The organism is Tatumella sp. UBA2305 (assembly GCF_002345795.1).
Classification (GTDB): domain Bacteria; phylum Pseudomonadota; class Gammaproteobacteria; order Enterobacterales; family Enterobacteriaceae; genus Tatumella; species Tatumella morbirosei.
The window spans coordinates 1-14243 of record NZ_DDVT01000003.1 but is presented as its reverse complement, the minus strand read 5'-3'; the positions used below and the strand labels follow the sequence as shown (position 1 = coordinate 14243).

Genomic DNA, 14243 nt, shown 5'->3' with positions numbered 1-14243 from the left:
CACATCCTGCAAACGATTTCCGCCTGGTGCGCCATTTCAGTGACTTGTTCTAGGGTATGGTCGCGGCTCATTGGCATCCCTCCAGCGTTTTGGCGGCGATTGACTCGGCAAGGTTTAACAGTTCAAGTTGTAACTCGGTTTCTTCACCACTGGCAGTAAGCCACTGTGCGGCAGATAATAGGCTTTTAATTTTGCTCAGGGCATCAATAGCCCTGATACCGTCATTAATGGTTATCACTTCACTGCCTCCAGTCCGGGAATAGTTAACTGAATAAGAGCGGTAATGCGTTTGATGGCTGGGCGTAATACCTTCAACTCGCGCTTACGCTGTGTCATTTCTGCGCTGCCGTGCTTCCCGTGTCGCCAGTGGGATTTGTGCTCTGCTGCTGCCAGCACGTTCTGTGCTTCCTGTAACGGCATCGCTTCCAGTTCCTCAATGCTCGGAATGAGGACGGGGCGAATGTCGGAGAAATGCGGGTTAGGACGAAAGTAAGCCTCTACCAGTTGCTCTTGAATCTGCCATGACAGTTCATCAGTGAATGGCTTAACCAGTAGCAGATAGCCCATTTCAGTGATAACAATCCCGCCTCTGGTGTGTTTAGGGAATAGGTCATCAATCAACTGCCGACGTTTAATGCCCTCAGTTGGTTTTTCGCCTTTCGTCTGCCGACGTTTAACGTCGTTGGTTGTTTTTAACTCGCTGCGGATTTCGTCGGTGTTCAGATCAAAGTAATGCTTACCTTTGGTGAAGCGATCACGGTGGCGGCGAAAGGCTGCGGAGGCTGTGCCGTTCGTGCGTTGGTGCGCCTGGTCAATCATTGCGAAAGTCACAACACGCTGGCCTTTGTACTCCACCATCGGCAAGTTTTGATTGCTCAGGGTGATAGCGTTCATGCTCGCACCTCCTTGGTTTTGGCAATGCGAATCTGAGTGAAGCCTTCCTGTTGGGCTTGCTTCATTGCGTGGGCGGTGGCGTGTTTAACGTCAGAGGAAACAATCTGATAATTAATCCCTACGGTCAGGCCACGCTTATTAACGGCATAGCCGCGAACGTCAAAGTAATTACGCATGGCGCGCCTCCTCAACTTCCGAACCGTCCAGCCAGTGATACAGGTCGGTAACAGCTAGGCGCATCATGTCATTCAGCGCGATCAGGGTGCGTTTCTGATTCGGGCAGTCCTGAGCAATAACGCCATCAATGACGTTAATCACATCAAGTAGCTTTTCGGCCTTATCTGTCAGGTCGCACGGTGATTGATATAATTTACGCATGGCTTACCTCCTGGCGGATTCGGCCTGCAAAAAAGCAGATGTGATCTTTTGCCAGTGTTCGCCGTGCTTCGCGCTCTGTAGCTGCTGCGATATGGTGAATTGTGGCTTTGACGGTCGGGCAATCCCGGCGAACTGCGGCGATAATCCAGACGAATGACACCGGGTCAGTGCCTGAATTTTGGGTGAGCGAGTGCCGCCCTTGCGGGTGTGTGGTATTCTGCATTACAGCTTCCTCGATACTTTCGCTATCGGTGGTTGTTAGCCCTCGTTCGGTACTGGTAATACCGTTCGGGGGCGTTTCTTTTTCAGGCCGCATTGTGTTAGGGTACGTGCCTGTATCTATCAATCCTAACTCTGTGGGTACGTACATGTCAACGGTTAAACGTGACGTTAAAAAATCTGTATCAGGGAAGTCTCCAACCTTCCAGATAAGGATCACTCCCGAACTCAAGGCACAATTTGAGGCTGCGGCATCGGCTGAAAACATGAGCCTTGGTAACTGGCTTAAAACGCTTGGACGTAAAGAGCTTGAGCGATTAGGTATTGAACCAAAGGGCTGATAACCATTGGCAGTAGTCGAAAGGGTGGCATTCGCAGTGCTGCCCTTTTTTTTGGCCACAACAGAGTTATCCCCTCGCGTAGTGATGATGGGAAAACCTTCCCCCTGAAAACCACCAGCTACGGAAAATCTTTCCCCGTGCCGTTGTTTACATACGGGATTTAAGCGCATGTAAGACTCAATCATCGGCCGAACATTTGGCTGATGAGCACTAAGTTTTACTAAGCACTGAGCCAAAAATTTGGCTGAGAAACTACCTCCAGTACATCCCTGAGATTGAGGGATGTAAAACAGGCCAGCCAGTGAAGGGGATTTACTCTGGACGGTGATCATCTGTCACCTCCACATACTCAGCCTTGAATTTCTCCAGTGGTTGCTGGCATGGGTGCGGATAACCTTCACGCATAAACACGACACAGCCAGCACTCATACCCAAAGGCGTGACAATGTGCCCGTGGGAGTCTTTAAAGCGGCGCTTTGGCTTTTGTATAGTCATTAGTGCGCTCCCAGACGTTTGGATAACCAACGCTGTGACAGGCGCGATAACTCAGCTTTACGGTCGTGATACTCCATCCCCATATCAATCAGGGTGATATTGGTGCTTTCCAGATAGGACAGATGTTCCAACTGCTCCGCTGTCATGTGGTCGCGGGCGCGGTCTTTCGGGTGCCCGTTCATCTGCGCCCACTTATTGGCAGTAATTCCACCCAGAGCAATGCGGCTGATCATGTTACTTTCATTGCTGTAGTGCCGTTGCAAGGTATCTTTTCCCTGTTCAGCTCGGGCAGCATCCAGTGCCTGACACATTGGCTTAAAGTTACTGGCGGCACTGATACGGGCTTTAAGCTGCTGACGATAGCGGGCGGCAATTTCGGGAACACTGCGCTGCAATTCTTCTTCGCACTGGATGAAATATTTACGGACTGCCCGGCCTTGCTCGGTGCGCTCAACCATCGCCAGTTCTTTAGCCGTGTTGGTTGTGATCAGGTAATCATGTTCAAGTTGCTGCCTGGCTTTTGTGCTCGCCCGATTTGGCGTGCTCAAACTTTCGACAAGCACATAATCTTCACCAGCAATAAAGCCATACTGACCGATACGCCCCTTAATCCAGTTGGTGAAGTCACGGCCTACACCTAAAGTTTTATGAAGTGCTTTGGCGCTGACAATATTGGATTCACGCCCGCCAATCTGACCGGAAATAACCGGGATGAGGTCAGAGAAAACGTTATTACTAATATCGCTAAATCGATGTTCAGGCTGAGGGGCGGCCTCAGAAGTTAATCTGATATTTTTCATTTTTAAGGCTCCGTTATTTCAGGTTGGCAGTGTTCGGGAACTGGTTAATAAGCTGCTGCGAATACTCAGACGGCAGGCGACATTCTCCACGCTCTGTACGCCAGCGATTCACCAGCACAACGGCGCGTTCTGCGGCCTTGCGGTCAGCAATCCGGTAGCTGGTAAAGTTGGTGCTGTAGCCGTGGCGGGAAATGTATTTGACCGGCTCCCCGGACACGTCCACGCCATACTGATTACGGAGTTTGGCAACGTCAGTATGTAAACAGGTGGTGTAAAACTGCTTGCCTGTGCCGTTCTTTTCAAAGTCCTCAAACGTGCTGGCGTTAGTGTCCAGTGCGGTGATCCCGTTCGGGTGGGTCAGCATGTAGCCTGTGAATGTTTCAATCTTATACGGCGGCTTGATATTCAGAGGGGCAGGTGTAGAATCAATCCCGCGAATATCTGAATCAGCCACCTGTGCCGGGTGGTTTTTTTTCATCATCAGATAGCCCCCACGCTGTCACGTTCTGCAATGCGCTCGTTAAGCCACGAATCCACTTCATCAGCAAACCATCCCAGACGGCGTAAACCAATACGAAAACCACGCGGAAACTCGCCAGTGTTTACCATCTCCTGAAATGCGCTATCTGATTTGACGCGGATAATCTTTTTGACTTCTGCCTTTAATAAAATCTGTCTTTCGGTGTGGTTCATCGTTAACCCCGTAGTTATGTGCCTAACTGCTCAATACCGAAATATTAAAGCTCAGGGGGTTGGGAAATACTGGAAGTGGGAGCAAATAAAACTGGAAGCGAGCGCGGGATTTCCTAACGATGAAAGGTCAAATACTGGAAGTGGGTACTGATGCTGGGAAAAACTGGAAGTCAGAGGAGGGCTAAAATCGAATAATGGAAGCGGGGCGTTAAATCCCACTCAAAACTGGAAGCGGCTAGGCAGGATGTGTAAATGATTGGATGAATATTGGCAATGTGCTGGCTGGCTATTCGTGGTCTTGGGCAAATTGGCGTTCTGCCTCTAGGTTGATGTAATCCAGATTCAGGCTAGTTTTCAGCTTCAATGCCTCACCGATGATCTTCCGGCACTGCTCGGCATCAATAGACATCCCTTCGCCGAAGTCGCACAAGGAGTTATAGACATCTCTGGCTAACGCCAACTTATTAATTCCTGTTGCTCTAACATGTTTCCCACTAAGTTGCCCAATGAAAGTGGCTTGCCCTGCGATTATTTCAAGAAGCGTGTCTCTTCCTCTAAAACTATTACCAGCCTCTATAGTTGGCGGCATGGGTTCCAGTGGATCTATATCCTGTGGGATGGATTCATCAGTAACTCCTGGGATTATTATCTCAGCCAAAATGTGACTACGCACTTCATCAGGCATGACTTTGGCTATAGCTTCTCTATCAAAGCCTATAGAATAGAAGTCATCATCTGACCAGTAGCTACCTTCCTCACCATCTGCCGGATGATTGAAAGGGAGGCAATTATGAGATCTCAGTTTTAAAAGCATAGCCGCCAAAATATCAATATCCGGCTCCCAATTTGAGACGCGACAAAGCTCATAAAAGTGATCCATAGTCACCAGATGGGGCAGCTCACGCGCGTTATCGGTTCGTTTTAATCTCATTAGCAACCAGTCGGCAACAATAGAATAATTGCTGCGCCCCTCGTTAACGTGCCATACCGACTCGGCTAAATCAGCAAGGCTGATAAACGTTTCGGCGGCATCAATTACTTCCGATTCAATATCTAACACGGTTCCCCTCCGTATTATCCCATTAGGAGCCACGCCAGCCGTTGGGTACGGTTTTCGGGAGCTACCCTAGACGCGGCTTATTTCTTACTAATAACCTCGGATTATTATACTTCGGTTTATGTTGGTTTTGTAGTTTTACTGTTGATTTATACAGCTAGTTTACTTCTGATACTCACAACGCCATTGGCTAAAGTTGAACCTGTCGCCGCTGCCTCCAGCGTATCTGCCCACCAGCACATTAAAACCTTTCTTCTCTCTAGGTAGTTGCTCCGGTTGTATGCCCGGCGCACCTCGTCTTTGTCTGTATGTGACAGGGCAGACTCAATCACGTCAGGGTCGAATCCTGCGCTATTGGCGGCGGTGCTGAATATAGACCTGAATCCGTGAGCGACTAACACGCCACGAAAGCCCATACGCCGTAGTGCGGCATTTGCCGTTTGGCTGTTCATCGGCTGTTTTGGGTCTTTCAGGCTTGGGAAAACATAATCACGGTGTTTACTAATCGGCTTCATTTCCTCAAGGATTGCCACTGCCTGCGGTGGTAGCGGGATGATATGGTCGCGGCGCATTTTCATCCGTCCGGCAGGGATAGTCCACGTTTTCGCTTCAAGGTCGATTTCATCCCATCGGGCAGATGATGCCTCGGCAGGGCGGGTCACTGTGAGTAGCTGCCATTCGATTAACAGACGGGTCTGCCTTTCAATGCTAGCAATTGATAGCGCCCGCATTAGTTCTGGCAGTCTGTCCGGTGTGATAGCTGGCATTGGCTTCTTAGTCGGAACAGGGAAAGCCTTACGGACATTGGCGGCGGTGTTTACCTCAATCAGGCCGCTGTTGGCTGCGTAGTCCATTACCTCATTAACGCGCTGCAAAACACGCTTCAGGGTCTCAAGGTTGCCCCTCGCTCTAATTGGCTCAAGCACATTAACGAATATGCGGGCGGTTAGTTCTGTTACTGGACGGTCGCCAATCTCTGGGAATATGTATTTTTCCAGTGATCTCCAAATATCCTTTGTTGTGTTGGCGGCTAGGTTCTGCGCTTTCTTCAATTCGTACCAGTCATCGGCAACGTTTTTAAAGGTATTGCCTGCGCGTAGCTGTTCTGCTTCTTTCTGCTGGGTTCGGTAGTCCTGCGGATCAATGCCTTTTGCCAGCATAGCCCGCGCATTGTCTCTGGCAGCCCTTGCATCCAGTAACGAAAAGTCAGGGTAGTTTCCCACGGTTAATGTCGTGCGCTTGCTGGTGGCGGGTCTGTAGTAGCGTATCTGCCACGTTTTAACGCCGGACGGTTTGACCAGTAGAACCAGGCCGCCGCCATCCAGTAAGGACATTTCCTTATCGGTAGCTTTGGCATTCTTCACCTGTGTAGCGGTGAGCGGGGCAGTTTTTTTAGGCATGGGACTAGCTCTTTTGGGACTATGCGAAATCTAGTCCCTAATCTAGTCCTAAAAAAACCGGCTGTAAACGGTGATAACCAAAAGCTACAGACAACAAAAAACCCGCAAACTCAGTGAGAATGCGGGTTCTTGTGGGGTTTCCATCAGTAACCGGTACTAACAGAATAATGATTTGGTCGGCACGAGAGGATTTGAACCTCCGACCCCTGACACCCCATGACAGTGCGCTACCAGGCTGCGCTACGTGCCGACGCTGGACTCACATAGTACGTATAATTTTGCAGATTGCAATATCTGCAGGCGCTAACTGACTCATAAATAATCAGTTTGCGATAAAACGTTTTTCTTCCGTCAGGACCTGTAACAGCAAGCCCAGCTCCGGTCTTTGGTTGCGCAGTCGCTGACCCTCGGCATTGTAAGTGGTGTAATTCCCGTCATTATCCAGTACCAACGTAGAATCCGGAGTAGTGATGATCAGACGGTTATTGTTATCGCTGGCGGTGACCCAGTGATGCCGTTGTTGCGGGCTAAACAAATCCTCGCCCTGGGAGTAATTTTCTGGCGCTGTAGTGACGTGCAGCAGACGCTGCATCAGCGTGGTCATAATATCCTGGTGCTCGGTGAGATTTTCCACCGACTGTGCAGGAGTGGATGGCCAGTGTACGACTAACGGTACCTGTAACCGCTGGCGGTTACCATCACTATTATCATCTCCGCCTAATGCCACACCACGGCGTGCTGTAATAATCACTACCGTATTGTCCAGTTTCCCCTGTTGCTGCAGGACAGAGAGAATCTGACCAATTTGCTGGTCGGTAACGCCGGCGGTGCGGTCGTAATTTTGCTGGCGGGCTGCAGGGGTATTACCACTGGCATCAACTCCGTCCAGAGAAACCCAGGAGAACCAGGGGGCAGTCGCCCCCTGCTGCTGCTGTAGCCAGTCCTGCCATTGCGCCACGGTCTGTTGATCATTTTGCTTTTTGGCCGGTGGCAGAGAATAATCGGCCAACAGTGCCTGGCGATATAATGGCTGGTTAAACCCTTCTGAAGAGAATAAACCAAACTGATATCCCTGAGTATTCAGAGCACTTAATAACGCCGATGGTGTCCGGCTGGACAGAATCCCATCCATATAGCTGGATGAAATACCATAAAACAGGCCAAACAAGCCGTTCTCGTTGTTCTGACCGGAACTGTAATGGTGCATAAAACGCACATTCTGGCTGGCAAACTGACTCAGAATTGGAAAGTTTTTAGCCACAGACGATTCATTAATGCCGTTGACAGTAATCAGCAACAGATTGTGATGGGTGGCATTTTTTTCAAAACTGATATCGCTCAGTGGGTAAGCTACCGACACGGCATCCGGATCACCTTGCTGAATCAACCGGCGTTGATATTCTTCCGGGTCCAGTAAACCATGTTTTTCCAGGAATCGTCGGGCGGTCATCGGATACGACAACGGCAGATTGGCCTTCTGCATGGTAATGGGGCGATAGAAATTAGCGTCCGCCCAGATGTACATCAGATGGCTGGAACAGAAGGCGACGATAAATAACACGGCCAGTGGTTTGCCGAAACTTCGACGGTTAAGGCTCCGCAGTTTCTGCCAGCTCCAGGTAGCCAGGAGTATCTCGACAAGAAACATCAACGGGACTGCAATAAACATTAATTGCCAGTCGCGTGTCATCTCACTTTGTTGTGGATTGACCACCAGATCCCAGACCACCGGATTCAGGTGGAGATGAAAGCGGTCAAACACTTCGCTGTCTACCAGCAGAAGTGTCAGCCCGCTGGTGGCCAGAATCGCTGACAGTGCCCGCAACAATCGCTGTGACATCACGATAAAGGTTAGCGGGAAGATAATCAGCAAATAGACGGCAAATACAATAAAACTGAAATGACCGATCCAGCTACAGTAAGCATAAATTCTGCCCGCCAGTGAGGCAGGCCAGTCAGTGACCAGCAGATAACGGCTGCCAAGAATAAGCGCAAAAAAGATATTAAACAGGGCGAACCAGTGGCCCCAGCTTATCATCTGGGAGACTTTTTCCCTGTAGCGCTGCTGGTTGTTTACCATAGTGATCAGATCATATCATTATTAATGTGCATGATCTTCGCGGACAGAAGCCTGCAGGGCTTCCGCGAAGGAACGAGCCAGTGTATGGCGTTGTGCGGGAGAAACACTGGAGTTGATCAGGTTGGTGACCATGTTACCTAACACCATCAGTGAAAGGTCGGTCGGGGCCTGGTTTTTTTCCAGCACTTCTGCCAGTTCTGCGAGGATCTGTTCCACGCGTTCGTCACTATATCGGGATGATTGAGGCATATTATCAGTTAACTAAGTCGTAAAAGGCGGACATTCTACTGCAAACGCCGTTTTTTTTCTGCAATTTTATTGTTTGTTTATCTTAAGCACTTAGGCAATTTTGTTAACCTCTGTTGTAACGTATTACCGCTGTTTTTTCACTGTTTTTCGCATCCTTGCGGTTTTACTTCTTATGTGCTCTATGTCAGAGAGTCTGTAGTGCTGTACCAGCGATTTGCATTGAAAGACGGGCGGGGCAATGGTTGAATACGCATCTGATTGAGAAGGAGAGTCTGCCATGAGTCTGGATATTGACCAGATTGTCGTACACCAGTTGATTAAACGGGGTGAAGACCAGCTTGAGCTGGTACTGCGCGATTCATTGCTGAGCGCAACGGAAGCCGTTGCTGAGATGCTGGAAGAATTACACCGTGTTTACAGCGCTAAAAATAAAGCTTACGGCCTGTTTAACGAAGACAGTGAACTTGCTGAATCACTGCGCGAGTGCCGTAACGGAAATCAGGACTTTTTGGCTTTCAGCCGCGCAGCCACGGGCCGCCTGCGTGATGAGCTGGCGAAATATCCTTTTGCCGATGGCGGGGTGGTGTTATTCGCCCGCTATCGTTATCTGGCCACCGAATATCTGCTGATATCTGTGCTGAACAGCCAGAGTAGCATGCGGGTCAATGAGAGTCTGGATATCAGTACTACTCACTATCTGGATATTAATCATGCAGATATTGTGGCCAGAATCGATCTTACTGAGTGGGATACCCGGCCGGAATCTTCACGCTATCTGACGTTCCTGCGCGGACGGGTGGGGCGTAAAGTGGCTGATTTCTTTATGGACTTCCTGGGAGCAGGGGTAGGACTGGATACTAAAGCTCAGAACCGCAGTTTGTTACAGGCTGTTGATGACTACTGTGATGAAGCCAGTCTGGATAAAAAGGAACGTCAGGATTATCGTCAGCAGGTCTATACCTACTGCAACCAGCAGTTACAGGCTGGCGAGGAGATAACCGTACAGGAGTTATCCGGTGAACTGCCATCGCTGGGGGAAAAAAGTTTTGAAGATTTCACCCGGCAGCAGGATTATTCACTGGAGGAAAGTTTTCCTGCAGATCGCGGAACTTTGCGTCAGTTAACTAAATTTGCCGGCAGCGGCGGGGGACTGACGCTTAATTTCGATGCAATGCTGCTGGGTGAGCGAATTTTCTGGGATCCGGCTACAGATACGCTGACGATAAAAGGTACGCCGCCTAATCTGAGAGATCAGTTACAACGCCGTACTTCAGGTAAATAGCGGTTGAAAACTTCAGAGATAAAAAAAAACGCCGCATTATGCGGCGTTTTTTGACTGGCCGTGCAATTAAGCGCGAACGAAGTCGATGTGTGCCAGTTTTGGCTTGAACGGGTGACGCTGAACAGCCTGAACTTTGACTTTGGTTTCTTTACCGTCAACAACCACAGTCAGAACTTCTGAGTAGAACTCAGGGTTGACCTGCATGTTAATAACAGCGTCATGATCCAGTTCGATAGCTACAGCTGCTTCGTTTCCGCCGTAAATAATGGCTGGAAATTTGTTAGCTGTGCGCAGGCGGCGGCTCGCACCCTTACCCTGCTCTTTACGTACTTCTGCATTAATAGTGAACATCTTAATTTCTCATTTTAATTCTGCTACAGGCGACCCAGCAACAGAAGGTTATCCCAATGTACTTTTACCGAATGTAAAAGTGCGCGGCATTATAGCCGCTTCCCTGGCAGCGGGCAAATAAATTCGGGACACAAGGGCTTAACGAAGCTGATTGGCCTTACGGTAACGCCCCTGATAATCAAATACTTTATGGCGTATTTGCCAGAAATGACCTTTCTTACGGGCAACAATAAAGTCGGGATGACGGAACAGTTCACCGCAACCGGCCAAATCCGTCGCATTCTGCCAGCGTAACTGGGTGCCAGGCGCTTTATGATGATGGCGGATAAACAGGAGTTCAAAAATATGGCGTTGTGCGGCGGTTTCCAGGCGAAACTGTTCGCTGACATCACTGCCATCTTCGTCATAATAGGTCACTTTCAGCCATTCCCCGCGATTATCCTGGCCCGGGTGCAGGGTCATTCCGGCACAACGTAACACCAGTGCATCCTTGAGTTTCAGCGCGGCCCTGAGCATATCGTCAGGGTCTGCCAGCACACACTGACACTGGTGACAGACTCTGGCAGCAATATCATTTTCCGCATTACACTGCGGACAGGATTTAAAACGAAACCTGAAATCACATTGCTGTCGTGGCTCGTCAGGAGGCTCAATCATTCCCTGGCATCGGCGACCGAAATGTTCACTGATGGTCCCGTCGGTCGTCATCTTTCCCCAGAAAGTATTCGCAAATCCGCAGGCAGGGCAAAATACCTGTACGGGCTGATTATCGCTGGCCCCTTTGGGGCTGCCAATTTCCGGGCTGTACAGGTCGTGGGGATTTCCGGCATAGTCGAGAATCAGGCAATCCTTCTTCCCTGCAGACAGACGCAACCCGCGACCGACAATCTGTTGATACAAACTCACCGATTCGGTCGGGCGAAGAATCGCTATCACATCCACATGCGGAGCATCAAAACCGGTCGTCAGAACGGACACATTGACCAGGTATTTGATCTGTTGTTGTTTAAATGCCTGCAGGGTTTCGTCGCGCTCTTTTGCCGGGGTCTCACCACTGATCAGTGCACTTTCCGGGGGTAACAATCCCAGAATTTCCCGGGCGTGCATCACGGTGGCCGCAAAAATCATGACCCCGAGCCGTTGTTCAGACAGTTCAATAATCTGCTGTATAATCGCCGGAGTGACTCTGCGCTGTTGACGAAGCTGTTTATCCAGTTCCCGCTCAGAGAACAATCCCTGTTGACCGTTGAACAGTGCCGAAAAATCATAATGCACTACCGGCATATCCACACGCTGTGGTTCCACCAGATAGCCCTGTTTAATCATATAGCGTAAGGGCAGTTCATAAATACATTCATGAAACATAGCCTGCTCGTCACCACGTACCATGCCGTGATAGTGAAAGTGATAAATCCAGCCTTTTCCCAGCCGGAAAGGGGTCGCTGTCAGACCCAGTAGTTTTAGGTCAGGGCGCCGCTGGCGCAGATAACTGAAAATGGTCTGATACTGGCTATCATCATCGTCGGCGATACGGTGGCATTCATCGACAATGACCAGTGAAAATTCAGCGTCAAACGCATCAAGGTTCCGTGCGACAGACTGCACGCTGCCAAAAACGACTTTTTCCTGGCTCTGTTTTTGCTGTAATCCGGCAGAAAAAATGTCCGCCGGCTGGCCCAGGGCCTGATATTTGGCATGATTCTGGGCCACCAGTTCTTTCACATGCGCCAGCACCAGAACTCTGCCCCGGGCTTTACGAGCCAGTTCAGCGATAACCAGACTTTTGCCGGCCCCGGTAGGTAACACAATCACTGCCGGTTGCGGATGCTGACGGAAATAACGAATGGCGGCATCCACCGCTTCCTGCTGATAAGGGCGTAAAGTAAAAGACATAAAACATCACTTTTGTAAGGAGTATCGCATCAGATGACATATCACCACTGACAGTCAGCTTAGGTTCACGTTATAATGGCAGAACGAAAATGGCGCTAAGCGCCATTGTATTTTCCCTTCGCTGCAACAGGCAAAAAGAAATTCATGCGACTTGATAAATTCATCTCTCAACAACTGGAAATCAGCCGGGCTATCGCCTCACGAGAAATTCGTGCACAAAAAGTCACTGTGGATGGCGAAATCGTTAAGGACAGTGCTTTTAAGTTAGAACCGGAGCATCAGGTTGAGTATGACGGTAACAGTCTGCAACAACAGACGGGCCCGCGGTATTTCATGCTGAACAAACCAGAAGGTTATGTCTGTGCAACGGAAGATGAAGAGCATCCGACGATTATCTATTTTCTTGAGGAGCCAATGGCGTGGAAGCTGCATGCTGCCGGGCGGCTGGATATTGATACTACCGGACTGGTATTACTGACCGATGATGGTCAGTGGTCGCATCGCATCACTTCTCCGCGCCATCATTGTCAGAAAATCTATCATGTGACGCTGGAAAATCCGCTGGATGAGCAGGTGGCAGAACAATTTTCCAAAGGTATTGAGTTACGTGGCGACAAAGATGTGACTAAGCCTGCTGCTCTGGAAGTCCTGAGCCCGACAGAAGTCTTACTGACCATAAGTGAAGGTCGCTACCACCAGGTGAAGCGTATGTTTGCAGCCGTTGGTAACCACGTCGTGGCATTACATCGCCAACAAATTGGCGAGATTGTGCTGGATGACGCGCTGGAACCGGGGGAATACCGTGAGCTGACCCGGGAAGAGATCGACAGCGTCGGGTTACCGGTCGAATTACAGAAAAAAATAGCGGGTCGTTAGTTATTTTCGCGGAGATACACCTTGAGGCTGATTGTTATTCTGGGTTTGCTGGCCATGCTGATGCCACTGTCTATCGACATGTATCTGCCGGCGATGCCACAGATTGCACGTGAGTTAATGGCACCCGATGGTAAGGTACAGATGACGCTGAATGCCTATATTCTGGGCTTTGCCGTCGGGCAGTTATTTTATGGGCCGCTGTCTGACAGTCTGGGGCGTAAAACCGTACTGCTGCCGGGAATACTTATCTTTATTCTGGCCGCAATAGGATGTGCGATGGCAGGCACCATCGACCATCTGATATGGATGCGACTGGTGCATGGGCTGGCAGCTGCTTCAGCAGGGGTAGTTATCAATGCGGTTATTCGTGACAGCTATTCCAGCGCAGAGTTTTCCCGAATGATGTCGGTGATGATGTTGATAACCACCCTGGCACCGTTGGTTGCTCCCATTCTTGGAGGGTGGTTATTACTTGCAGGTAACTGGCAGGCTATTTTCTGGGTACTGGCGGTTGCGGCAGCCATTGGATTCCTGCTGGTTACCTTTGTCATAAAAGAATCGTTACCGGCAGAAAAACGGCAACCACTGCATCTGAGGACTATTCTCAGTAATTTCATTATCTTGTTTCGTAATAAAAAAGTCTTCAGCCTGATGATGGCCAGCGGCTTTTCTTTTGCTGGCTTGTTTTCATTCCTGAGTTCCGGCCCGTTTGTGTATATCAATCTGTTTCACGTTTCTCCACAACACTTCGGCTATTACTTTGCGCTCAATATCGTGTTTTTATTTGTGATGACGTTAATTAATAGTCGGGTGGTGCGTAAAACTGGCCCCCTGTATCTGTTCAGAATGGCGTTAATTATCCAGTTTATTATGGGGTTGTGGCTGTTGTTGGTTTGCACGTTTCACTTAGGTTTTATCCCACTGGTGGTGGGTGTGGCTGCTTTTATCGGTTGTGTATCGATGGTAGCATCGAATGCGATGGCGGTAATACTTGATGAATTCCCACATATTGCCGGCACAGTCTCTTCACTTGCCGGAACTTTGCGTTTTGGTATCGGTGCTATTACCGGTGCGGTCTTGTCATTATTTAGCTTCACTTCCCCCTGGCCAATGGCCGGCATGATTGCCGGTTGCGCAACATTGTCGGTGCTACTCTTCTGGTATGCCTCGCGCCGTAAAGTCGCCTGACAATCACTGCCGGAAAAAGCCCTGTGGTAATCTCCCCATTTTTAACG

19 protein-coding genes and 1 tRNA gene are annotated in these 14243 nt (G+C 49.6%); 4 read left to right on the top strand and 16 right to left on the bottom strand.

Going from position 1 to position 14243, the window contains the following annotated elements; translation table 11 throughout:
* Positions 1 to 67 precede the first annotated feature (67 nt).
* From B3Z23_RS01330 to B3Z23_RS01310, 5 genes are read right to left on the bottom strand one after another with little or no spacing between them, the layout of a single operon-like run.
* A complete protein-coding gene (locus B3Z23_RS01330; protein ID WP_294900522.1) occupies positions 68 to 238 on the bottom strand; it encodes a hypothetical protein in 171 nt (56 codons plus the stop codon).
* Positions 235 to 894: an ORF6N domain-containing protein gene (locus tag B3Z23_RS01325; protein WP_294900519.1), complete on the bottom strand. Its 660-nt coding sequence runs from the start codon at positions 892 to 894 to the stop codon at positions 235 to 237. Before B3Z23_RS01325 ends, B3Z23_RS01330 begins: the two co-directional genes overlap by 4 nt.
* The gene (locus tag B3Z23_RS01320; RefSeq protein WP_294900516.1) at positions 891 to 1070 is read right to left on the bottom strand and encodes a hypothetical protein; all 180 of its coding nucleotides are present in this window, start codon (positions 1068 to 1070) and stop codon (positions 891 to 893) included. The genes B3Z23_RS01325 and B3Z23_RS01320 overlap by 4 nt, the downstream gene beginning before the upstream one ends.
* Positions 1063 to 1272, bottom strand: a complete 210-nt coding sequence (locus B3Z23_RS01315) for a hypothetical protein (RefSeq protein WP_294900514.1) — start codon at positions 1270 to 1272, stop codon at positions 1063 to 1065. The genes B3Z23_RS01320 and B3Z23_RS01315 overlap by 8 nt, the downstream gene beginning before the upstream one ends.
* Entirely contained in the window at positions 1265 to 1588 is a 324-nt protein-coding gene (locus tag B3Z23_RS01310) for a host cell division inhibitor Icd-like protein (protein ID WP_294900511.1), read from the bottom strand. The genes B3Z23_RS01315 and B3Z23_RS01310 overlap by 8 nt, the downstream gene beginning before the upstream one ends.
* 52 nt (positions 1589 to 1640) lie before the next feature.
* On the opposite strand from B3Z23_RS01310, the gene B3Z23_RS01305 reads away from it, so the two are divergent.
* Positions 1641 to 1832 carry a toxin-antitoxin system HicB family antitoxin gene (locus B3Z23_RS01305; RefSeq protein ID WP_294900508.1) on the top strand — a complete coding sequence of 64 codons (192 nt, stop codon included), beginning with the start codon at positions 1641 to 1643 and terminating at the stop codon, positions 1830 to 1832.
* 312 nt (positions 1833 to 2144) lie between these two features.
* On the opposite strand, the gene B3Z23_RS01300 is transcribed toward B3Z23_RS01305, so the two are convergent.
* The 9 genes from B3Z23_RS01300 to B3Z23_RS01260 all read right to left on the bottom strand — a co-directional run bounded on the left by B3Z23_RS01300 (position 2145) and on the right by B3Z23_RS01260 (position 8606).
* The gene (locus B3Z23_RS01300) at positions 2145 to 2327 is read right to left on the bottom strand and encodes a DUF4222 domain-containing protein (protein ID WP_294900505.1); all 183 of its coding nucleotides are present in this window, start codon (positions 2325 to 2327) and stop codon (positions 2145 to 2147) included.
* Entirely contained in the window at positions 2327 to 3127 is an 801-nt protein-coding gene (locus B3Z23_RS01295; protein ID WP_294900502.1) for an antA/AntB antirepressor family protein, read from the bottom strand. The genes B3Z23_RS01300 and B3Z23_RS01295 overlap by 1 nt, the downstream gene beginning before the upstream one ends.
* A gap of 13 nt (positions 3128 to 3140) precedes the next feature.
* Positions 3141 to 3608, bottom strand: a complete 468-nt coding sequence (locus B3Z23_RS01290) for a hypothetical protein (protein WP_294900499.1) — start codon at positions 3606 to 3608, stop codon at positions 3141 to 3143.
* Positions 3608 to 3820, bottom strand: a complete 213-nt coding sequence (locus B3Z23_RS01285) for a helix-turn-helix transcriptional regulator (RefSeq protein WP_294900496.1) — start codon at positions 3818 to 3820, stop codon at positions 3608 to 3610. Before B3Z23_RS01285 ends, B3Z23_RS01290 begins: the two co-directional genes overlap by 1 nt.
* Positions 3821 to 4106: 286 nt before the next feature.
* Entirely contained in the window at positions 4107 to 4880 is a 774-nt protein-coding gene (locus B3Z23_RS01280) for a hypothetical protein (RefSeq protein WP_294900493.1), read from the bottom strand.
* Between the two features lie 146 nt (positions 4881 to 5026).
* Entirely contained in the window at positions 5027 to 6277 is a 1251-nt protein-coding gene (locus tag B3Z23_RS01275; protein ID WP_294900490.1) for an integrase domain-containing protein, read from the bottom strand.
* A 173-nt stretch (positions 6278 to 6450) separates the two neighbouring features.
* Positions 6451 to 6527: transfer RNA gene (locus tag B3Z23_RS01270), tRNA-Pro, on the bottom strand.
* Positions 6528 to 6599: 72 nt separating this feature from the next.
* Positions 6600 to 8357, bottom strand: coding sequence for an LPS biosynthesis-modulating metalloenzyme YejM (gene yejM, locus B3Z23_RS01265; protein WP_294900486.1), 1758 nt, complete (start codon positions 8355 to 8357; stop codon positions 6600 to 6602).
* 21 nt (positions 8358 to 8378) lie between these two features.
* Positions 8379 to 8606, bottom strand: coding sequence for a YejL family protein (locus B3Z23_RS01260; RefSeq protein WP_038021639.1), 228 nt, complete (start codon positions 8604 to 8606; stop codon positions 8379 to 8381).
* 277 nt (positions 8607 to 8883) lie between these two features.
* Here B3Z23_RS01260 and yejK point away from each other — a divergent pair, with 277 nt between their 5' ends.
* Positions 8884 to 9888: a nucleoid-associated protein YejK gene (gene yejK / locus B3Z23_RS01255; RefSeq protein ID WP_038021636.1), complete on the top strand. Its 1005-nt coding sequence runs from the start codon at positions 8884 to 8886 to the stop codon at positions 9886 to 9888.
* Positions 9889 to 9954: 66 nt separating this feature from the next.
* On the opposite strand, the gene rplY is transcribed toward yejK, so the two are convergent.
* Positions 9955 to 10239 carry a 50S ribosomal protein L25 gene (gene rplY, locus B3Z23_RS01250; RefSeq protein WP_294900479.1) on the bottom strand — a complete coding sequence of 95 codons (285 nt, stop codon included), beginning with the start codon at positions 10237 to 10239 and terminating at the stop codon, positions 9955 to 9957.
* A 138-nt stretch (positions 10240 to 10377) separates the two neighbouring features.
* Complete coding sequence (locus B3Z23_RS01245) at positions 10378 to 12132, bottom strand: DEAD/DEAH box helicase (RefSeq protein ID WP_294900476.1); 1755 nt, start codon at positions 12130 to 12132, stop codon at positions 10378 to 10380.
* Positions 12133 to 12276: 144 nt separating this feature from the next.
* Between B3Z23_RS01245 and rsuA the strand changes: the two genes are divergently transcribed.
* A complete protein-coding gene (gene rsuA / locus B3Z23_RS01240) occupies positions 12277 to 13008 on the top strand; it encodes a 16S rRNA pseudouridine(516) synthase RsuA (protein ID WP_294900473.1) in 732 nt (243 codons plus the stop codon).
* A 21-nt stretch (positions 13009 to 13029) separates the two neighbouring features.
* Positions 13030 to 14196 carry a Bcr/CflA family multidrug efflux MFS transporter gene (locus B3Z23_RS01235; RefSeq protein WP_294900470.1) on the top strand — a complete coding sequence of 389 codons (1167 nt, stop codon included), beginning with the start codon at positions 13030 to 13032 and terminating at the stop codon, positions 14194 to 14196.
* Positions 14197 to 14243 lie beyond the last annotated feature (47 nt).